Source organism: Herbaspirillum sp. Her2, from assembly GCF_057961375.1.
On record NZ_CM176331.1, the window covers coordinates 3296617 to 3316534 of the forward strand.

Consider the following 19918-nt stretch of genomic DNA (forward strand, 5'->3'; position numbering starts at 1 on the left):
TTGCTGAAGAACGCTCAACCAGCGGATCGCACGGCACCCGGCTGCCTCACCCGATCATCCTGCCACAGGCGCAAGCAAAGAGGCGCTGGCTCTCCTTATTCGCGCACGTCCCCACCCTTCGGATACACCTTCACCAGCACGATCTTCGGTCCGGACATACGCTTGATGACCACATCAAAGGCCGCGAACTCGATCTTCTGGCCTTCCTTGGGCAGGTCGCCCAGCTTCTCCATCACCAGGCCACCGACCGAGTCGATGCTGTCGTCGTATTCGATGTCGATGCCCAGCATGTGCTCCAGCGTCACGATGGGCAGGCTGCCCTTGCCCAGCAAGGTACCGTCATCCTGACGGCTCCACTCGCCGGTGTTGTGACGGAATTCGTCGCGGATCTCGCCCACCAGGAAACTCAGCATGTTGTCCAGCGTGATGAAACCCTGCGGCGGCTGGCCCTTCTTGCCGATGATGGCAAAGTGCGGCATGCCGGTGCGGAAGCGGCGCAGCAGGTCCAGTGCCGGCAAGGCCGGCGAGATGAACTGCACCGGACGCAGATATTCCTTCAGGTTGCCGATGGCACGGCCATCCTGCTGCGCCAGGAACACATCCTTCAGGTGCACCAGGCCCAGCACCTGCTGGCGCTCGGCATCGAAATAGGGATAACGCGAATAGCGGTTGCGATAGATAATGTCCAGGTTCTCTTCCAGACTCTTGTCATCGCCCAGGGACACGATCTCGCTGGCCGGACGCATGATGTCGGCCACGTCCAGTTCGGCAAAGTTCAGGCTCTGCGCCAGCACGTTCCACTCGTCACGGGTGAACTTGCCACTCTTGCCGCTCTTGCTGCCTGCGCGCAGGATCAGCTTGAGTTCGTCCGAGGAATAATGGGCATCGTGACCATGTCCCGCACCCAGTCCGGCCACGCGCAGCAGCCAGTTGGAGCTGGCATTGAGCACCCAGATCAGCGGGTACATGCCCCAGTAGAAACCGTACAGCGGCACGGCACACCACAGGCCCAGCTTCTCGGGGCTGCGGATGGCCATCGACTTGGGGGCCAGCTCGCCGGCCACGATGTGCAGGAAGGAAATGACGAAGAAGGCGAACACGAACGAGACGCCGTGAATCAGCTCCTGATTGGTCACGCCGACCAGCGAAAAGAGCGGTTCCAGCAAGCGTGCGAAGGCGGGTTCACCGATCCAGCCCAGGCCCAGCGAGGCCAGGGTGATACCCAATTGGCAGGCGGAGAGATAGGCATCCAGCTGATTGTGGACCACGGCCAGAATGCGGCCGCGCATGCCTTGTGTTTTTGCGATGGCCCGGATGCGCGTTTGACGCAACTTGACCAGACTGAATTCTGCTGCAACGAAAAAACCGTTCAACGCAACCAGGAAGAAGGCCGCGACGATCAGTAATATGTTTTCCAACTAGGGTTCCTATCGGGGTTGTCTAAGGGCCCGGACGCCATGAGCCGGTCCGGACTCCGTAATTTACCATGCATGTGGCATGGAACCCGATTCGTTGTCAAAAAAGTAATCTATGCGTGATCTGCATGACCATGGCGCGCTGCGCAGGAAGGCAGGCAGGCGGAGCGGCCGACCTGCCGCTCCACAGCCTGCGCGCTTCAGTCCGCAAACCCTTCCAGCACGATCTTCCCCTTGGCCTTGCCCGACTCCAGCAGGGCATGCGCACGCCGCAGATTCTCCGCGCTGATGCGCCCGTAATGCTCGCCGGTCGTGGTGCGCAGCACGCCCTCATCCAGCAGTTGTGAAACCCGTTGCAGCAGTTCGTGCTGGCGGATCATGTCGGCAGTCTGGAACATGGAGCGGGTGAACATCAATTCCCAATGCAGCGAAATGCTCTTGCGCTTGAGCGGCACTGCATCCAGCGTGGCCGGATCGTCGATCAGCGCCAGCTGGCCCTGCGGTGCCAGCGCCTCGATGATCTGTGCATAGTGCTGGTCGGTATGGGTCAGGCTGATGACGATATCGACCTCAGGAAAACCCAACTGCTCCAGTTGCGGCTTGAAGGGCTGGCTGTGGTCGATCACGTGATGCGCGCCCAGCTCGCTGACCCATTGCGCAGTTTCCGGGCGTGAGGCGGTGCCGATGACGGTCAGCTGCGTGAGCTTGCGCGCCAGCTGGGTCAGGATCGAGCCCACGCCGCCGGCTGCGCCGATGATGAGCAGACGCTTGCCCTGCCCCGCGCCTTCGGCGACGCCAACGCGGTCAAACAGCAGTTCCCAGGCGGTGATGGCCGTCAGCGGGATGGCGGCGGCATCTGCATGGCCCAGGCTGGCGGGCTTGCGGCCGACAATGCGCTCGTCGACCACGTGCAGTTCGCTGTTGGCACCGGGGCGGACGATGGAACCGGCATAGAACACCTCGTCGCCCGGCGCAAACAGGCTGACCGCCGGGCCGACCGCACGCACCACGCCGCTGACATCCCAGCCCAGCACGCGGGCTTCGCCAGCACTGGCGCGGATCTTGGTGTCGACCGGATTGACCGAGATGGCCTTGACCTCGACCAGCAGGTCATGCTCGCCAGCGACGGGATCGGGCAAGGTGGTGTCGGCCAGCGAGGCGGCGTCGTGGATGGCTTGGGCTTGCGGGTTGGTGATGATGGCTTTCATGCTGAATCCTTCACGATAATGAGCAACAGATGGGAGACATCTTAGGACAGCGCCACCCGATCAACCACTCCCGGGGCCACGAAAGAGTTTCTTCATACAGGCGAAAATCCACCCCTGTCCCCCACCCGCCGCCGCATCCGCGCAGGTGACCGCTTACACCAGATGCGGCTTGATCACCGCCGCCAGCTTGTCAAAGGCGCGCGCGATCTCCTCATTGGGCACGCTCGCATAGCCCAGCAGCAAGCCTCGCCGCGCCCCGCGGGCATGCATGTAGTAGCGCGACAGCGGGCGCACCACAATGCCTGCGGCCAGTGCCTCTTCGCAGATGAGCACGTCGTCGCACTCCTGCGGCAGGCCCAGCACAAGATGCAATCCGGCCTCGCCGCCGGTAATGGTCATCTTCTCGCCGAAGTGGCGGTTGATCGACTGCTGCAGCAGTTGCAGCCGTTCGGCATACAGCACGCGCATCTTGCGGATGTGCGAAGCGAAGTGGCCCTCGGCCATGAAGTCGGCCAGCGTGGCCTGCAGGAACACCTGGCCGTTGCGATACAACTCGGCAATGCCGGTGGCAAAAGCCTTGGCCAGCGACTCCGGCACCACCAGGAAGCCGATGCGCAATCCCGGAAACATGATCTTGCTGAAGGTGCCCATGTACAGCACGCGGTCCTGCGTATCCATGCCCTGCAGCGACGCCAGCGGACGGCCACCGTAGCGGAATTCGCTGTCATAGTCATCCTCGATGATCCACACCTTGTGGGTCGCCGCGTACTCCAGCAGCATGCGCCGCCGCGACAGGCTCATCACCATCCCCAGCGGATACTGGTGCGAGGGCGTGGTGCAGATGAAGCGCGGCGGACGGCGCAAATTGGCCAGGCGCATGCGCATGCCTTCCTGGTCCACCGCAATCGGGACCGACTGGATGCCCAGCGAATTGAGCACGCTGCGGGTGCCCCAGTAGCACGGGTCTTCCACCCAGGCAGTATCCCCATGTTCCCCAAGCAGCTTGACCACGATGTCGATGGACTGGTGGATGCCGGTGGTGATGAGCACCTGCGAGGGCGTGCAGTTGACCGAACGCGCCACCCGCAGGTACTCGGCGATCTGCTCGCGCAGCCCGGCATAACCGGCGCCCGGCCCGTAGGTCAGCAGGTCCGAACTGGAACGACGCCAGTGCTTGTTCTGCAGGCGTCCCCAGATCTTGTGCGGCACGCAGGTCACGTCCGGCACGCCCGGCATGAAGGCCCCCCACTGCCGCTCGCCCACGCCGGCCTGGCGCGTGAGCAGCGCACCGCGCGCGGACAGTTCGGATTTGCCGGAAGGATCGGTCAGCGGCTCCTTGCGCTCCACCGCCTCGGGGATCTGGTCCGGCGCCGTATCGGCCACGAAGGTTCCGGCACCGGTGCGGCTTTCCAGATAACCCTCGGCCAGCAATTGTTCATAGGCATAGGTCACGGTATTGCGCGAGGTACCGAGCTCCAGGGCCAGGTCGCGCGAGGACGGCAATTGCATGCCCGCCGGTAGCGTATGGGCCAGGATGGCTTCGCGGATCAACTGGTAGATCTGGCGGTTGACGGGCATGCGCTCGCTACCGGTCTTTACGTTTTTGGTGGTCTTCGCTGCGCCGCTTTCGCGGCTGGCCGCCGCCTTGCCCTTGCCCGGCGCGGCCTTGGCGGAGGTGCGATTGATGCGCAGCAGCAGATAGTCGGACAAGGAGGCGAGTTTCAAGTGGCACCATCAAATAATTGAAATTGGCTCTATATTACAGTGCCACTGGGGTTTTATATTGTTTCCCGATTCAGCAATTTCCTGCACATTTCCGCGCCCTGCGGCGCATTCAACGAAGCAAGATCGGAGCAAGCCATGACCAGCAAGGCCACCAACCAAGAGCTGCAACAACGAAAGAATGCCGCCACCCCGCGCGGCGTGGGTGTGATGTGCGACTTCTACGCCGAGCGCGCGTCGAACGCCGAACTGTGGGATGTGGAAGGCCGTCGCTTCATCGACTTCGCCGCCGGCATTGCGGTCCTCAACACCGGCCACCGCCATCCCAAGCTGCTCGACGCCATGCGCGCCCAGCTCGACAAGTTCACCCACACCGCCTACCAGATCGTGCCCTACGCCAGCTATGTCGAGCTGGCCGAGCGCATCAATGCGGTGACGCCAGGCAACTATCCCAAGAAGACAGCCTTCTTCTCCACCGGCGCCGAAGCCGTGGAAAACGCCATCAAGATCGCCCGCGCCCACACCGGCCGTCCCGGCGTGATCGCCTTCGCTGGCGGCTTCCATGGCCGGACCATGATGGGCATGGCGCTCACCGGCAAGGTCGCGCCCTACAAGCTGGGCTTCGGCCCCTTCCCCGGCGACGTGTTCCATGCGCCCTACCCCAGCGCCCTGCACGGCATCACCACCGAAGACGCACTGGACGCGGTCCACGGCCTCTTCAAGAGCGACATCGAAGCCAAGCGCGTCGCCGCCATCATTCTGGAACCGGTGCAGGGCGAAGGCGGCTTCTATGCTGCCCCGGCCGACTTCATGCGCGGCCTGCGCGCCATCTGCGACGAGCACGGCATCCTGCTGATCGCCGACGAAGTGCAGTCCGGTTACGGCCGTACCGGTAAATTGTTTGCGATGGAACATTACGACGTCCTGCCCGACATGATGACCATGGCGAAAAGCCTGGCCGGTGGCATGCCGCTGTCGGCCGTCAACGGCCGCGCCGAGATCATGGATGCGCCCGCCCCTGGCGGCCTGGGCGGCACCTATGCCGGCAACCCGCTGGCCGTCGCCTCGGCGCTGGCGGTGCTGGATGTGATGGAAGAAGAAAAGCTGGTCGCCCGCGGCCAACGCCTCGGTGACAAGCTGCAGGAGCACCTGAAGGAACTGCGCTCTGCCGTGCCGCAGATCGCCGAAGTGCGCGGTGTCGGTGCGATGGTGGCGGTGGAGTTTGCCGATCCCGTCACCGGCAAGCCGGATGCGGACTACACCAAGAAGGTCCAGCAACATGCGTTGAACAATGGCTTGCTGCTGCTCTCCTGCGGCAGCTACGGCAACGTGATCCGCTTCTTGTTCCCGCTGACGATTCCCGATACCGTCATGGATGAGGCGCTGGGCATCCTGGCCAAGGCGATCAAGCTGGCCTGAGTCTTGCATTGCAAGGCAGCTTTCAGAACAGGGAAGACGGGCCGCACCAAGTCTGCGGCCCCGCGTACAAGAGAGGATCGATGATGGCAGCTTATGCAATGAAGCAAGCGGCGCAAGCACACGCGCCGGCCGCCGGCAGCGGCAATGACGTGCTGGTGCAGTTCTGCGGCGTGAAGAAAACCTACGATGGCGAAAACCTGATCGTCAAGAATCTGGATCTCGACATTCGTCGCGGTGAATTTTTGACCCTGCTGGGTCCGTCCGGCTCCGGCAAGACCACCTGCCTGATGATGCTGGCCGGTTTCGAATTTCCGACCGGCGGCGAGATCCGCCTCGATGGCCAGTTGCTCAATCGCGTGCCACCGCACAAGCGCAACATCGGCATGGTGTTCCAGAACTATGCGCTGTTCCCGCACATGACCATCGCGCAGAACGTGGCCTATCCGCTGTCGGTGCGCAAGATGGATCGCGCCACCCGCGAAGCCAAGGTCAAGCAGGCGCTGGACATGGTGCAGATGGGCAAATTCGGTGACCGTTATCCGACCCAGCTCTCGGGTGGCCAGCAGCAGCGCGTGGCGCTGGCGCGCACGCTGGTGTTCGATCCGCAACTGGTGCTGATGGATGAACCGCTGGGCGCGCTCGACAAGCAATTGCGCGAACACATGCAGCTCGAACTGAAGGCCCTGCACAAGCGCCTGGGCGTGACCTTCGTCTACGTCACCCACGACCAGAGCGAAGCGCTCACCATGTCGGACCGCGTGGCCGTCTTCGACCAGGGCGTGATCCAGCAACTGGCCCCGGTCACCGAGCTCTACGAATATCCCGACAATCAATTCGTCGCCAACTTCATCGGCGACAACAACCGTCTCAAGGGCAGCGTGGAATCGGTCCAGGGCGAACACTGTACGGTGCGCCTGGCCGATGGCACGGTGGTGACCGGCCTGAACGTGCATCGCGCCCATGCCGGACAAAGCATCACCGCCTGCGTGCGCCCGGAACGCATCCGCCTGGCCGCAGGCGGCAGTGCCGAACCCAACAGCATCCGCGCCACCATCGCCGGGCTGATCTATTTTGGGGATCACGTGCGCGTGCGCTGCACGGTGACGGGGCAGGAAGACTGCTTCGTCAAGCTCTCCCTCTCCGACCCGGCACTGGCGGGACTGAGCGAGGGCAGCAGCGTGGTCCTGCATGTGGCGCAGGATCGTCTGCGCTGCTTCCTCTGATTTCTCCACACTCCCCGTTTACTTGGTTTTTTGAGTTATTCCGTTTTTGTTCTTTTGTCGCACCTGATGTTCAGCAGTACCGCTTGATGAGCGAGGCAACTCAGATTGCCGCTCGGCTCTACCTTAGTTCAACACAGTCAACACGCACGATAACCAACGAGGAACAACAATGAAACGCCTGACACCTGCCCTGCTGTCCCCGCTCTTCCTGGGCCTGCTGTTTTCCGGCGCGGCTTCCGCCGCGGAACTGACCCTGGTCAACTTCGGCGGTGCCAATGGCAACGCCCAGAAGGTGGCCTACGTCGAGCCCTTCCAGAAGAGCACCGGCACCAAGGTCGTGACCGCCGAATTCAACGGCGAACTGGCCAAGGTCAAGGCCATGGTCGAGACCAGGAAGGTCAGCTGGGACGTGGTGGAAATCGACGGCGGCGACCTGACCCGCGCCTGTGATGATGGCCTGATCGAAAAGCTCGACCTGGCCAAGACCATCAAGAAGGACGACTACATCCCCGAAGCCACCGTCAGCGAATGCGGCATGGGTGCCTTCGTCTGGTCCACCGTGCTGGCCTACAACGCCGACAAGCTCAAGACCGCACCGACCGGCTGGGCCGATTTCTGGGATACCAAGAAATACCCCGGCAAGCGCGGCATGAAGAAGAGCGCCCAGTACAACCTGGAGTTCGCACTCATGGCCGATGGCGTGCCGACCAAGGATGTCTACAAGGTCCTGGCCACCAAGGAAGGCGTGGATCGCGCCTTCAAGAAGCTGGATCAACTGAAACCCAACATCCAGTGGTGGGATGCCGGCGCCCTGCCGGCGCAGTTCCTGGCCTCGGGTGACGTGGTCATGGCCAACGCCTACAACGGCCGCATCGATGCCGCCCAGCGCGAAGGCAAGAACCTGAAGGTGGTGTGGGCCGGCAGCGTCTACACCCTGGATTACTGGGTGATCCCGAAGGGTTCGCCGAACAAGGCACTGGCCGAGAAGTTCATCAACTTCGTCAGCCAGCCGGAAAACCAGAAGGTCTACGCCAACAACATCGCCTACGGCCCGGTCAACAAGGCTGCCTTGAAGCTGCTGGACGCCAAGACCCTGGGCAACCTGCCGACCTCGCCGGCCAATGCCAAGGATGCGGTGCAGTTGAGCCTGCAGTTCTGGACCGACCACGGTGAAGAGCTGGAACAGCGCTTCGCTGCCTGGATCGCCAAGTAAGCCTGCACGCCGTAACGACAGCGATCCCGCTCTCACCGGCGGGATCGCTGCCTTGAATTCCGCTGCCACCGGACACCCGAGACATGACCACCATCGCCACCCGCTCCGCCGCCGCCATGCCCCTGGCCGAACCTGATCCGCAGCAACTCAAGCGCGAACTGCGCGCCGCCCAGACCCGCAAACGCCTGGGTGCGCTGGCCCTGATCGCGCCGCTGGCGATCTTCCTGCTGCTGACCTTCGTGGCCCCCATCGTGGCCCTCCTGCAGCGCGCCATCGAGAATCCGGAAGTGGCCGCCACCTTGCCGCAGACCGTGGCGGTGCTGTCGAAGTGGGATCGCAAGTCAGCTCTGCCCGATCAGGCGTTTTCAGCGCTCGCGGAAGATCTGGCCCGTGCCAAGGAAGACACCACCGCCGGCAACCTGGCGCGCCGTCTCAATATCGAACTGTCCGGTTCGCGCTCGCTGGTGATGGGCACGGCGCGTGCCATGCCGCTGCGCGATGCCGATGGCAAAGCCTTGAGCCCCGCCGCCGCGCGCGAGGCCATCATCGCCCTCAATGCACAATGGGGCCAGCCGGACGTGTGGCGCGTGATCGCCCAGAACGGCTCGGTCTATTCCCCCTACTATCTGCTGGCATCGCTGGACCTGCGCCAGAACGTCTTCGGCGACATCGAAGCGGCCGCCCCTGAATCGGCGATCTACCGCACCATCTTCGGCCGCACGCTGTGGATGAGCGCGGTGGTCACCCTCATTACCCTGCTGCTGGCCTATCCGCTGGCCTACTGGCTCTCCACCATGCAGGAGCGCCGCGCCAACCTGTTGATGATCCTGGTGCTGATTCCCTTCTGGACCTCGATCCTGGTGCGCGTGGCCGCGTGGATCGTGCTGCTGCAATCCGAAGGACTGGTGAACAAGGCGCTGATGCTGGCCGGTCTCACGCAGTCGCCGCTGGAGCTGGTATTCAATCGCGTCGGGGTCTATATCTCCATGACGCACATCCTCCTGCCCTTCATGATCCTGCCGCTCTACAGCGTCATGAAATCGGTGCCGCCCACTTACCTGAAGGCCGCCGTCTCGCTGGGCAGCCATCCCTTCGCCGCCTTCTGGCGCGTGTATGTGCCGCAGACTTATCCGGGCATCGGTGCGGGTGTGCTGCTGGTTTTCATCATGGCCGGCGGCTACTACATCACCCCGGCGCTGCTGGGCGGACCGAATGAACAGATGGTGAGCTACTTCATCGCCTACTTCATCAACACCACCATCAACTGGGGCATGGCCTGCGCGCTGGGTGCCCTGCTGCTGGCGGCGACCCTGGTGCTGTATGGCGTCTATCGCCGCTTTGCCAAGGTCGATGTGGGCATCAGCTGAGTCATTGAAGAATCCAAGGAGTACGCCATGAACAAACCGCCTCTCTTCCCGCCCTACACCTCGCTGGTGGAACGCGCCTGGTTCTTTGCCTCGCGCGGCTTCAACCTGCTGGTGCTGCTGTTCCTGCTCTCGCCCATCCTGGTGATGATCCCGCTGTCGTTCTCTGACAGCAGTTTCCTCATGTATCCCATCAAGGGCTTCTCGCTGCGCTGGTACGAGAACCTGTTCAGCTCCGATGAATGGGTGCGTGCCGCCAAGAACAGTTTCATCGTGGCACCGGCCGCGACCGTCATCGCAACCGTACTGGGCACGCTGGCCGCCGTCGGCCTGAACAAGTCGGACTTCCGTGGCAAGGGCATCCTGATGGCAATCCTGATCTCGCCCATGATCGTGCCGGTGGTGGTGGTCGGCGTGGGGGTGTATCTGTTCTTTGCCCGTATCGGCCTGTCCGACAGCTACCTCGGCCTGATCCTGGCGCATGCCGCGCTGGGTGCGCCTTTCGTGGTCACGACGGTGCTGGCCACGCTGCAGGGCTTCAATCACAACCTGGTGCGGGCCAGCCTGAGCCTGGGCGCCAGTCCGCTGCGTACTTTCTTCCGCATCACCTTGCCGGTGATCGCGCCGGGCCTGATCTCGGGGGCTTTGTTCGCTTTTGCAACTTCTTTCGACGAAGTGGTTCTGACCTTGTTCGTGGCCGGGCCTGAGCAAGCCACCTTGCCGCGCCAGATGTTTGCCGGCATCAAGGACAACATCAGCCCGACCATCGCCGCCCTGGCGACGATCCTGATTCTGTTTTCGACCTGCCTGCTGCTGGCCCTGGAATGGCTGCGCGGGCGCAACAAGGCGGCCGCGCGCTTCTGAGCCTGCTCCCCCCACTTTTACGGAGACCTGACATGCTGCAACAACTCAAAGATCCTTCCCTGCTGCGCCAGCAGGCCTATCTCAACGGCCAGTGGTGCGATGCCGACCACGCTGGCAAGCACGAGGTCTACAACCCGGCCAACGGCAGCCTGCTGGGCAGCGTGCCCATGATGGGTGCGGCCGAGACCCGCCGCGCCATCGAAGCCGCCAACGCCGCCTGGCCCGCCTGGAAGAAAAAGACCGCCAAGGAACGCAGCGTCATCCTGCGCCGCTGGTATGAGCTGATGATGGCCAATGCCGACGACCTGGCGCTGATCATGACGGCCGAGCAGGGCAAGCCCCTGGCCGAAGCCAAGGGCGAGATCGGCTACGCCGCCTCCTTCATCGAATGGTTTGCCGAGGAAGGCAAGCGCACCTATGGCGATACCATTCCTTCGCCCTCGCCGTCGAACCGCATCGTGGTCATCAAGGAAGCCATTGGCGTCTGCGCGGCGATCACGCCGTGGAATTTCCCAGCTGCAATGATTACTCGCAAGGCCGGTCCGGCACTGGCCGCCGGCTGCCCGATGGTCTTGAAACCCGCTGAAGCCACGCCCTTCTCGGCACTGGCGCTGGCCGTGCTGGGCGAACGCGCCGGCATTCCGGCAGGCGTGTTCAGCGTGGTCACCGGCAGCGCCAAGGACATCGGCGGCGAGATGACCTCCAACCCCATCGTGCGCAAGATCAGCTTCACCGGTTCCACGGGCGTGGGCAAGCTGCTGATGGAACAGAGTGCATCCAGCATCAAGAAGCTCTCGCTGGAACTGGGCGGCAATGCACCCTTCATCGTCTTTGACGATGCCGACCTGGATGCCGCCGTGGAAGGTGCGATTGCCTCCAAGTACCGCAATGCCGGCCAGACCTGCGTGTGCGCCAACCGGCTCTACGTGCAGGATGGGGTGTATGACGCCTTCGCTGCCAAGCTGGTGGAAGCGGTCAAGAAACTGAAGGTCGGTGATGGCATGGAGAACGGCGTGACGCAAGGTCCGCTGATCAACGAGCAGGCCGTCAAGAAGGTGGAGCAGCATATCGCCGATGCGGTCAGCAAGGGAGCCCGCGTGCTGCTGGGCGGCAAGCGCCATGCGCTGGGCCACAGCTTCTTCGAGCCGACCGTGCTGGCCGATGTGACGCCGGCCATGCAGGTGGCCCGCGAAGAGACCTTTGGTCCGATGGCGCCGCTGTTCCGTTTCAAGACTGATGAGGAAGCGGTGGCCCTGGCCAACGATACCGAATTCGGGCTGGCCAGCTATTTCTATTCACGCGACATCGGCCGCATCTGGCGTGTGGCCGAAGGGCTGGAGTCGGGCATGGTGGGCATCAATACCGGGCTGATCTCCAATGAAGTCGCACCGTTCGGCGGCGTCAAGCAGTCGGGACTGGGGCGCGAAGGGTCGCACTTCGGGATTGATGATTACCTGGTCGTGAAGTATTTGTGTATGGGGGGGATTTGATTATCCCGATGTGGTACTGATCAACGAAGTCAATCCGGCCGCGATAGCGGCCGGTTTTTTTTGGGGTTGATTGCGAACGGCCGCTAGTCGTCAAACAAGGAACTGATCGGGTCGTCATAGCGCAATACACTTCCATTGAGTATCTCCAATGGTGCAAGACGGCGCTGGTTTGTCGTACGCACGTCTGGAGAGCATGATTGCTCCTTGCTCGCGGAGTAGGCGTCTCCGATGGGTACATCGGTTTTCGTGTTGGATTTGGTCTCGTCTTGGGGGCGCATTTTTTCCTCATCATCGAATCGTCACTGTTCGCTTCCGGGTCAACTATGCCCCAATCATCCCTGCGGCTGAATTAAAAAAACAGGGCATCAAAACAATAGATAAGAATTCCGAATATAAAGGATTCAAAAAGCTAATTTTTCTTATGAGCGCGGCAGTCGTATAACTTCAGTTCCCCCTCACCTCGACAACCCCTCGGGAGACTGAACCATGCATACCGCAGCATCACGTCACCAGCCCGTACGCGCCTCGCTGGCGGCCTTCGTCGGCACCATGATCGAATGGTACGACTTCTACATCTATGCCACGGCCTCCGCCCTGGTGTTCGGCAAACTGTTCTTTCCCACGACCAGCGGCTTCTACGGAACGCTGGCTTCCTTCGGCACCTTCGCCGTGGGCTTCCTGGCGCGGCCGCTGGGGGGTGCTGTGTTCGGCTATATCGGCGACCGCGCAGGCCGCAAGAAATCGCTGGTCATCACGCTCCTGATGATGGGCACGGTCACGGTACTCATCGGACTGCTGCCGACCTATGCCAGCATCGGCATCTGGGCACCCATCGCCCTGGTGGCCCTGCGCTTCATCCAGGGCATCGCGGTGGGCGGCGAATGGGGCGGTGCCGTACTCATGGCCAGTGAACATTCGCCGGACCAAAGCCGCCGCACCTTCCTGGCCTCCTTCGCGCAGCTGGGCAGTCCGGCCGGGCTGATCCTGGCCACGCTCATGTTCAAACTGGTGAGCAGCTTGGACAATGCCGCCTTCCTCGACTGGGGCTGGCGCATTCCCTTCCTGATGAGCGCGCTGCTGCTGGCGGTCGGTTTTGCGATCCGGCTCTCGGTGCAGGAGTCGCCGGATTTTTTGGACGAACAGCGACGGCGCGCCAGTACACCTGCCGCCGCCGAAGCAGAAAGCGCCCCTCCCCTGGCCGAAGTGTTGCGCGGTGCGCCCGGGCTGCTGATGCTGGCCGTCGGTGCCAACGTACTCGGAATCGCGGGCTTCTACTTTACCAATACCTTCATGTTGGTCTATACCACCCAATACCTGCATCTGGAGCGGGCGCTGGTATTGAACGGCTTGCTGCTGGTATCGGTGATGCAATTCTTCATCACGCCTGTAGCCGCCCATCTGGCGCGGCTGTGGGGCAATCACCGTTTCCTGGTGACGATGGCCGCGCTCTCGGTCGTCTCGCCCTTTGCCATGTTCTCGCTGGTCGATCTCGGTTCGCTGGTCAGCGTCACGGCCGGGGTCGCCATCGCCATCCTCTTCATCGGTGCTTATTACGCAGTCATCGCCGGCTTCATCAGCGAAACCTTCCCGACGCGGATCCGCTATACCGGCATCTCCATGGCCTACCAGGTTTCGGGCGCCATCTTCGGCGGCCTCACACCCCTCCTGGGCACGGTCCTGGCCGAACAGTTCCGGGGCCAGTGGTGGCCGCTGGCGCTGCTGTTCTCATGTATCTCGCTGCTGTCGATGCTGTGCGTGGCGCGGCTGGGCCGGGATCGCGCCATGTCCATGTCTGATCGTCTACACGTGCAGGAGAGCTGATGAAAACTTTTTACCATCCCGCACAAAAGCTGCACCACCCGCAGAGCTACTTCTCGCGCGGCAAGATGCGCATACCGCAGGAAGTGCCGGAACGGCTGGACGAACTGGCCGCCCAGGCCACGCATCTTGGCTTTGCGGTACAGGCACCACCGGATGCGGGAGCGTCCGCCATCAGCGCCGTACACGCGCTGGACTATCTGCAATTCCTGCAGGAGGCGCATGCGCAGTGGATGGCCTTGCCTGATGACTGGGGCCAGGAAGTGGTCTCCAACGTCTTCGTGCGCGAACCCAATCCGCTGCGCGGCGTGCTGGCCAAGGCGGCACGCTACCTGGCCGATGACAGCTGTCCGGTAGGGCCGCATACCTGGCAATCGGCTTACTGGTCGGCGCAGTGCGCCATGGCCGGCGCGCAAGCGCTACTGGAGGGCGAACGCCGTGCCTATGCGCTGTGCCGCCCACCCGGCCACCATGCGCGGCGCGAAGCGGCCGGCGGGTTCTGCTATCTGAACAATGCTGCCATCGCCGCCCAGATGCTGAGTGAAAAACATCGCCGCGTCCTGATCCTCGATACCGACATGCATCACGGCCAGGGCATCCAGGAAATCTTTTACGCACGGCGTGACGTGATGTACATCTCGATCCACGGCGACCCGGAGAATTTCTATCCCGCAGTGGCGGGTTTCGAAGAGGAACGCGGCAGCGGCGAGGGCCTGGGCTACAACCTCAATCTGCCCATGCCGCACGGCTCGCCCGAAGCGGTGTTCTTCGCGCGGCTGGCGCAGGCTTGCCGCGCCATTGCGCTGTATCAGCCGGAGGTACTGGTGCTGGCGCTGGGCTTCGATATCTTCGAGAAAGACCCGCAGGCCGTGGTGGGCGTGAGCAGTGCCGGGTTCGAGCGGCTGGGGCGCGAGGTCGGCGCATTGGGCTTGCCCACGCTGGTGGTGCAGGAAGGCGGTTACTATCTAGCCGGATTGCAGGATAACGCGGCGCGCTTCTTTGCCGGACTGGAGTCCGCTTGAATCCTTACGATCTCCCTTCGCCGAGCCCCTCATGCGCCACGATCCCGCCAGCCTGCGCCCGCCCCTGCCCGCGTTCTCCTCCGAACGCATGGACTGGAATCTGTTGCGCACCTTCATGTTCGTGGTGCAGGAGCGCGGCGTCGGCCGCGCCGCCAGCACACTCTGCCTGAGCCAGCCGGCGGTCAGTCAGGCGCTGCGGCGCCTGGAAGACAATCTGGGGGGCGTGCTGCTGCACCGGCGCCATGGCGAATTCCGCCTGACCCCGTTGGGAGAGGAAATCTATGCCGTGGCCCGCGAGATGTATGGCATGGTAGCGCGCATCGAGGTCGCTGCCGGCCATGCTGGCGAGGATGTGGCGGGCACGCTGCGCCTGCTGCTGATGAGCCGGGTGCAGAGCACGGCGTATGACGATTTCCTGGCGCGATTCCATCGTCGCTATCCGCGCGTGGAATTCCGGATCGATGTCATGCAGAGCGCCGCCATTCTCGACACCCTGGCCAAGGGCAGCAGCGGACTGGGCTTGTGTCTGTGCCGCAAGCCGGTGGATAAACTGGAACGGCGGCTGTTCCTGCGGCATCGCTATGTGCTGGTGTGCGGACGGCATCATCCGCTGTTTGCCCAACGCAGTGTCAGCATGGCTGAACTGCTGGTGCAGAATTTCGTCTGTTTTGCCAGCGACCAGCTGGGCGATACCCTCTCGCCGCTCACAGTCTTCCGGGATCAGCAGGGGTTTACCGGCCATATTGCGGCCACCTCGCCGCACGTGGAAGAGATCCGTCGCCTGGTGATCGCCGGCATCGGTCTGAGTTTCCTGCCCGAGCACCTGATCGGACCGGACGTGGCCGATGGCCAGTTGAAGGTGCTTCCACTGGGCGGGCCGGTGGCCGAGATCGACGTCTTCCTGACCTGGCATGGAGGGCGCAAGCTGTCTGCGCCGGAACAAGCTTTTCTGTCGTCCTTCGAGCGATTCCTCCAGCGGGTGCCGCTGGAGGTGAGGACGGCGTGAACGGATGACGATGAGCCTGCTCAGGAGCACGTTGTCTTGCGCTTGCTGACACCTTGGCATTCAAGCTAAAAGAGCGAAATTGCTCTTTTCATCGTGTTTGAGTCGATTATTTCTTTAAAAGAGCAATTTTGCTCTTTTAAATAAAAACATCTCAACACAGCAGTGGCCGATTGTTCGTCGCCAAGCGCCAAGCGCTTTACCTGGCGTTTACACATTCAACCAAAAATACAACCAGATTTTTACGCCCCCCATCCTACATTGACGTCTCCTCCACTACGGACCGGCCCAAGCCCGTCCCTCGTTTATGAGACCGATCGCCATCCTCCAGCATGAAAGCACACAGGGCCCCGGGGTCCTGCTGGATCATCTGGAACAACACGCCCTGCCCTATCGCCTGTTCCATCCCGCCGCAGAAGGCGACGCCCCGCGCGATGCCAGCCAGTTTTCCGGCATCGTCACGCTGGGCAGCGACCACAGCGTCAATGAAGACCTGCCCTGGATCCACGCCGAACACGCCCTCCTGCAAGATGCCCTGGCCCGCGACGTGCCGGTGCTGGGCCACTGCTTCGGTGCCCAGCTGCTGGCCCGTGCCATGGGGGCGCAGGTCAGCCGCAACCTCTGCGCCAACATCGGCTGGAGCCCGGTCTGGGTCACGCCGCCGGCACAGCAGCGCATGGGACTGGCACGCCAGGTCACCATCTTCAACTGGCATTACGACACCTTTGAAATTCCCACCGGCGCGGTGCGCACCATGTATGGCAGCCATTGCCTCAACAAGGGATTCATGCGCGGCAAGCAATGGGGTTTCCAGGGCCATCTGGAAGTGACCGAAGAGAGCGTGCGCAACTGGTGTGCGGCCGGACGCGACGAACTGCTGTGCGCACACGGCCCGGCTGCGCAAAGCCAGGCACAGATCCTCGATCATCTGCCCGAACGCATCGCCGCTCTGCGCCTGGTCGCTGACCAGACCTACGCAGCGTGGACGCGACAGTTGGACCGCCCCCTGCGTATTTCGGTACGCAACCCTGCGTATTACGGATGAACCCGGCTGCGCTCAGTGGAACGCAGGATGCGCCCGCAGGCGGCTCACCGCCAGGTCAATGAAGGCCCGCACTTTGGCCGGTGAGCGCCGCCCTTCCGGATAGAGCACGTGGATCGGCAGCGGCGGCTCTTCGAATTCGCGCATGACCCGCTGCAAGCGCCCGGCCTGCAAGTCGGCCGCCACCTGATAGGCCAGCACGCGCGTCAATCCCCAGCCCTGGCGGGCGGTACTGATGGCGGCTTCATTGGTATTGGTCTGCAGCGCTGCATCGACCACCACACGCTGGCCGTCGGCAAAGCGCCACTCCGGCGAAGCCCAGGCGCTGGTGGACGTGACGATGCGATGCTGCTTGAGATCGGCGGGTGCAGCCGGCGTGCCATGCTGGCGCAGATAGTCGGGCGAGGCACAGATCACGCGGCTGACCGAACCGACCTGGATGGCCGTGAATCCCGAATCAGGCAGATGGCCGATGCGCACCGCCACATCCATGCCCTCTTCCACGATGTTGACCGGGCGATCCACGAAGAAAGTGCGCGCCCGCATGCCCGGATAGAGATCGAGATATTCGGTAACGATGGGCAGCACATGCAACTGTCCGAACAGCAAGGCCGCCGTCACCGACAGCGTGCCCGAGGGCTGGTCGTAATGGCCGGCCGCAGCCGCTTCGGCTTCGGCGATTTCAGCGAGGATGCGACGGCAGTCTTCCAGATAGCGCGCCCCGGCTTCAGTGGTCTTGACCGAACGCGTGGTGCGTACCAGCAGCCGCGCACCGACCAGTTCTTCCAGCCCCGCCACGGTGCGGGTGACCACCGGCGCACTCAACTGCATCTGCCGCGCCGCCTTGGCGAAACTGGCAGTCTCGGCCACTTGCACGAAGATTCGCATTGCCAGCCATCGGTCCATGTGCCTTCCTTCCCTGCCTGTCGGAGAAGGTCGCATTATGCCCTCTTCAGCGGCATCAGGACGGAGGACTTGCCAGGGCCTTCATATCACCCTCACAGCGCCAGTTCCAGGCGCGGTGCATCGGTTCCGGAGGGCTTGGCCGGGCGCGCACAGCACAGCAGTACTTCACCTTCGCCCACACTGGCCTGCGGTGGCTTGAGGTAAGTCACCTCGCCAGCGAGCAAGCGAGTGCGGCAACTCCCGCAGTGGCCTTCGCGGCAACTGAACTCCGGCGACAGGCCGCGCGCTTCGGCCAGCTCCAGCAAGCTGCCGGAATCCGGCGTCCAGCGGGCTTCCTTGAGACTTTCCATGAAGATCACCGGGACGGCCGTGTCCGCCACCGGTGCCAGCGGCACTGCCGCCGCGACGGTGTTGCCGGTGCGGGCGAGCGAGGCCGGACCAAAGGCTTCGGCATGGATGCGCTCATCGCTGATGCCGAAGCCGCGCAAGCCGTCGTAGAGCCCCTGCATGAAGCCGCCCGGACCGCACAGGTAGAACTCGTAATCGCCAAACGGCAGGCTGCGCGAGAGCAGGTTCATGTCGATACGGCCGGCGGCATCGAACGCGTCGCCCTCACGCGCGCCGGTGCTGTCACTGAGCACGCGAACCAGTCTCACCGCACCGCGCGAGGCCGCCACCAGCTCGGCCAGCTCGGCGTCGAAGGCGCGCTCGCCCAGCGTGCGTGCGGCATGAAACAAGATGGCCGGGCGCATGCGCAGGCGACGCAATCCTTCCTGAACGATATGGCGCAGCATGGCCATCATCGGTGTAATGCCGACGCCACCGGCCAGCAGCACCACCGGTCTGTCCGTGGCGGTATCGAGCGTGAAGTCTCCCGCCGGGGCGCGCGCCTCGATGCGATCACCCTCGCGCAACTGCGCATGCAGGTATTGCGACACCACGCCCTCGCGCTTGACGCTGATGCGGTAGTGCGCTTCATGCGGTGCCGACGACAAGGTGTAGGTCCGGATCAGCGGCGCAGCCCCGGCTTCGGTCTGCACGCGGATCGGCAGATGCTGCCCCGGCAGTGCCGGCAGCAGCCCGGCCCCATCGTCGGCGACCAGATGGAAGGAGCGGATGGTGTCGCTCTCCTGCACGATGCGCGCCACTTTCAGGCTACGCCATTGGCCCGCCAGAGACCGTGCGCGCAGGCGCTCCCCGGCTTGCTGCCAGTCGCCCGTCATCAGCGCATACGATGAAAACGCATGCTCCTGGAATGCCCAGCGCAAGGCCAGTGCCGCACGGCGGCGCACGATGCGCTGCGGGCGGAAGGTCCACAGGCGCTCAGCGCCCTCGAAGGCGGCGATCTCGGGGGAGTCGAGGATCACCTCGGCCTGCCCGGTCATCTGCAAGACATCGCCCGAGGCATAGTCCACAAAAAGCAAACCCGCACGGCCGTTGAGCACGATGTTGCCCAGGGTCGAAAAGAACAAGTTGCCGTTGAAGTCCGGCACGGTCAGCACGCCCGCTTCATCGACCCGCACGAACCCCGGCTTGCCGCCACGATGGGAGACATCCACCTGGCGCCGCCCTTCCTGGTCGGCATAGGTCGCCACGAAGAAGGCATCGGCGCCGGCGATCAGGGCCAGGGCCGGTGCGTCCAGCGTGGACAGCGTCTCGGCCTGCCCGGTGTGCGCTTCGGCAGGCTCACGGGCAAAGGAATAGTCGCGCAGCTGGATGTAGCGCGGGCAATTGCCGAAGCTCTGGTCCACCTGCACGCGCCATCCGTCGGCCAGCGGTGCAAGCACACCATTCATGCGATTGCGGCGGCGCGTGTGCATCTCGATGCCCAGCAGGCCGACCGGCGCGCCTGCGGCCATGCCAGCGGCGGCCGGGTCTTCGGGCGCGGGATGGGCGCGCATGTCCAGCTGGGCCGGCGCCGGCGAGGCCAGGAAGCCGGGATGGCCTTCGAGGAACGTCGCCCATGCATCGCCCGACGGATCGACACTGCCCAGCACGATGAAGGGCAGCTGGCCGTAGAAATCGCGGTGCTGCTCGGGCATGAAGTCGCGTATCACGCGCTGGCCTACGGATTCCATCTTGTCGGCCACGCCGAATTGCGCTTGCAGCTGCTTCTCGCCGGCATGCCAGACGGGGGACTTGGGGGATGCACTCATGGCGGACCTCTCGAAAAGAAACTGCAAACACGCGGCGCGGGATGACCTGACTA

The 19918-nt window shown here is 63.3% G+C and carries 15 protein-coding genes; 10 read left to right on the forward strand and 5 right to left on the reverse strand.

Going from position 1 to position 19918, the window contains the following annotated elements; translation table 11 throughout:
• Positions 1 to 95: 95 nt before the first annotated feature.
• The 3 genes from ACWHXP_RS14930 to pdxR all read right to left on the reverse strand — a co-directional run bounded on the left by ACWHXP_RS14930 (position 96) and on the right by pdxR (position 4348).
• Positions 96 to 1418: a hemolysin family protein gene (locus ACWHXP_RS14930; protein WP_489624833.1), complete on the reverse strand. Its 1323-nt coding sequence runs from the start codon at positions 1416 to 1418 to the stop codon at positions 96 to 98.
• 197 nt (positions 1419 to 1615) lie between these two features.
• Positions 1616 to 2623 carry a zinc-binding alcohol dehydrogenase family protein gene (locus tag ACWHXP_RS14935; protein WP_489635668.1) on the reverse strand — a complete coding sequence of 336 codons (1008 nt, stop codon included), beginning with the start codon at positions 2621 to 2623 and terminating at the stop codon, positions 1616 to 1618.
• A gap of 153 nt (positions 2624 to 2776) precedes the next feature.
• On the reverse strand, positions 2777 to 4348 hold the full coding sequence (gene pdxR / locus ACWHXP_RS14940; RefSeq protein WP_039789037.1) for a MocR-like pyridoxine biosynthesis transcription factor PdxR: 1572 nt from the start codon (positions 4346 to 4348) through the stop codon (positions 2777 to 2779).
• A 135-nt stretch (positions 4349 to 4483) separates the two neighbouring features.
• On the opposite strand from pdxR, the gene ACWHXP_RS14945 reads away from it, so the two are divergent.
• The 10 genes from ACWHXP_RS14945 to ACWHXP_RS14990 all read left to right on the forward strand — a co-directional run bounded on the left by ACWHXP_RS14945 (position 4484) and on the right by ACWHXP_RS14990 (position 16806).
• Positions 4484 to 5764, forward strand: a complete 1281-nt coding sequence (locus tag ACWHXP_RS14945; RefSeq protein WP_039789038.1) for a 4-aminobutyrate--2-oxoglutarate transaminase — start codon at positions 4484 to 4486, stop codon at positions 5762 to 5764.
• A gap of 83 nt (positions 5765 to 5847) precedes the next feature.
• The gene (locus ACWHXP_RS14950) at positions 5848 to 6987 is read left to right on the forward strand and encodes an ABC transporter ATP-binding protein (protein WP_227022807.1); all 1140 of its coding nucleotides are present in this window, start codon (positions 5848 to 5850) and stop codon (positions 6985 to 6987) included.
• A 169-nt stretch (positions 6988 to 7156) separates the two neighbouring features.
• Positions 7157 to 8200, forward strand: coding sequence for an ABC transporter substrate-binding protein (locus ACWHXP_RS14955; protein ID WP_121044277.1), 1044 nt, complete (start codon positions 7157 to 7159; stop codon positions 8198 to 8200).
• Between the two features lie 83 nt (positions 8201 to 8283).
• Positions 8284 to 9567 (forward strand): ABC transporter permease, encoded by a 1284-nt coding sequence (locus ACWHXP_RS14960; RefSeq protein WP_121044281.1) that lies wholly within the window; start codon positions 8284 to 8286, stop codon positions 9565 to 9567.
• Positions 9568 to 9594: 27 nt separating this feature from the next.
• Entirely contained in the window at positions 9595 to 10428 is an 834-nt protein-coding gene (locus ACWHXP_RS14965; protein WP_034341087.1) for an ABC transporter permease, read from the forward strand.
• A 32-nt stretch (positions 10429 to 10460) separates the two neighbouring features.
• Entirely contained in the window at positions 10461 to 11918 is a 1458-nt protein-coding gene (gene gabD, locus ACWHXP_RS14970; RefSeq protein WP_489635667.1) for an NADP-dependent succinate-semialdehyde dehydrogenase, read from the forward strand.
• 486 nt (positions 11919 to 12404) lie between these two features.
• A complete protein-coding gene (locus tag ACWHXP_RS14975; RefSeq protein ID WP_489635666.1) occupies positions 12405 to 13739 on the forward strand; it encodes an MFS transporter in 1335 nt (444 codons plus the stop codon).
• Positions 13739 to 14758: a histone deacetylase family protein gene (locus ACWHXP_RS14980; RefSeq protein ID WP_489635665.1), complete on the forward strand. Its 1020-nt coding sequence runs from the start codon at positions 13739 to 13741 to the stop codon at positions 14756 to 14758. The genes ACWHXP_RS14975 and ACWHXP_RS14980 overlap by 1 nt, the downstream gene beginning before the upstream one ends.
• 31 nt (positions 14759 to 14789) lie before the next feature.
• Positions 14790 to 15764, forward strand: a complete 975-nt coding sequence (locus tag ACWHXP_RS14985) for a LysR family transcriptional regulator (protein ID WP_259434282.1) — start codon at positions 14790 to 14792, stop codon at positions 15762 to 15764.
• 304 nt (positions 15765 to 16068) lie between these two features.
• Entirely contained in the window at positions 16069 to 16806 is a 738-nt protein-coding gene (locus ACWHXP_RS14990) for a type 1 glutamine amidotransferase (protein ID WP_121044287.1), read from the forward strand.
• Between the two features lie 12 nt (positions 16807 to 16818).
• Here ACWHXP_RS14990 and ACWHXP_RS14995 read toward each other — a convergent pair whose 3' ends face one another.
• Complete coding sequence (locus tag ACWHXP_RS14995) at positions 16819 to 17709, reverse strand: LysR family transcriptional regulator (RefSeq protein ID WP_121044290.1); 891 nt, start codon at positions 17707 to 17709, stop codon at positions 16819 to 16821.
• A gap of 92 nt (positions 17710 to 17801) precedes the next feature.
• Positions 17802 to 19865, reverse strand: a complete 2064-nt coding sequence (locus ACWHXP_RS15000) for a 2Fe-2S iron-sulfur cluster-binding protein (RefSeq protein WP_489635664.1) — start codon at positions 19863 to 19865, stop codon at positions 17802 to 17804.
• Between the last annotated feature and the right edge of the window lie 53 nt (positions 19866 to 19918).

Coding starts and splice junctions, on each gene's coding strand:
- ACWHXP_RS14935 (WP_489635668.1), bottom strand. CDS start 2,623: ATGAAAGCCATCATCACCAACCCGCAAGCCCAAGCCATCCACGACGCC.
- ACWHXP_RS14945 (WP_039789038.1), top strand. CDS start 4,484: ATGACCAGCAAGGCCACCAACCAAGAGCTGCAACAACGAAAGAATGCC.
- ACWHXP_RS14950 (WP_227022807.1), top strand. CDS start 5,848: ATGGCAGCTTATGCAATGAAGCAAGCGGCGCAAGCACACGCGCCGGCC.
- ACWHXP_RS14955 (WP_121044277.1), top strand. CDS start 7,157: ATGAAACGCCTGACACCTGCCCTGCTGTCCCCGCTCTTCCTGGGCCTG.
- ACWHXP_RS14960 (WP_121044281.1), top strand. CDS start 8,284: ATGACCACCATCGCCACCCGCTCCGCCGCCGCCATGCCCCTGGCCGAA.
- ACWHXP_RS14965 (WP_034341087.1), top strand. CDS start 9,595: ATGAACAAACCGCCTCTCTTCCCGCCCTACACCTCGCTGGTGGAACGC.
- gabD (WP_489635667.1), top strand. CDS start 10,461: ATGCTGCAACAACTCAAAGATCCTTCCCTGCTGCGCCAGCAGGCCTAT.
- ACWHXP_RS14975 (WP_489635666.1), top strand. CDS start 12,405: ATGCATACCGCAGCATCACGTCACCAGCCCGTACGCGCCTCGCTGGCG.
- ACWHXP_RS14980 (WP_489635665.1), top strand. CDS start 13,739: ATGAAAACTTTTTACCATCCCGCACAAAAGCTGCACCACCCGCAGAGC.
- ACWHXP_RS14985 (WP_259434282.1), top strand. CDS start 14,790: ATGCGCCACGATCCCGCCAGCCTGCGCCCGCCCCTGCCCGCGTTCTCC.
- ACWHXP_RS14990 (WP_121044287.1), top strand. CDS start 16,069: ATGAGACCGATCGCCATCCTCCAGCATGAAAGCACACAGGGCCCCGGG.
- ACWHXP_RS14995 (WP_121044290.1), bottom strand. CDS start 17,709: ATGGACCGATGGCTGGCAATGCGAATCTTCGTGCAAGTGGCCGAGACT.
- ACWHXP_RS15000 (WP_489635664.1), bottom strand. CDS start 19,865: ATGAGTGCATCCCCCAAGTCCCCCGTCTGGCATGCCGGCGAGAAGCAG.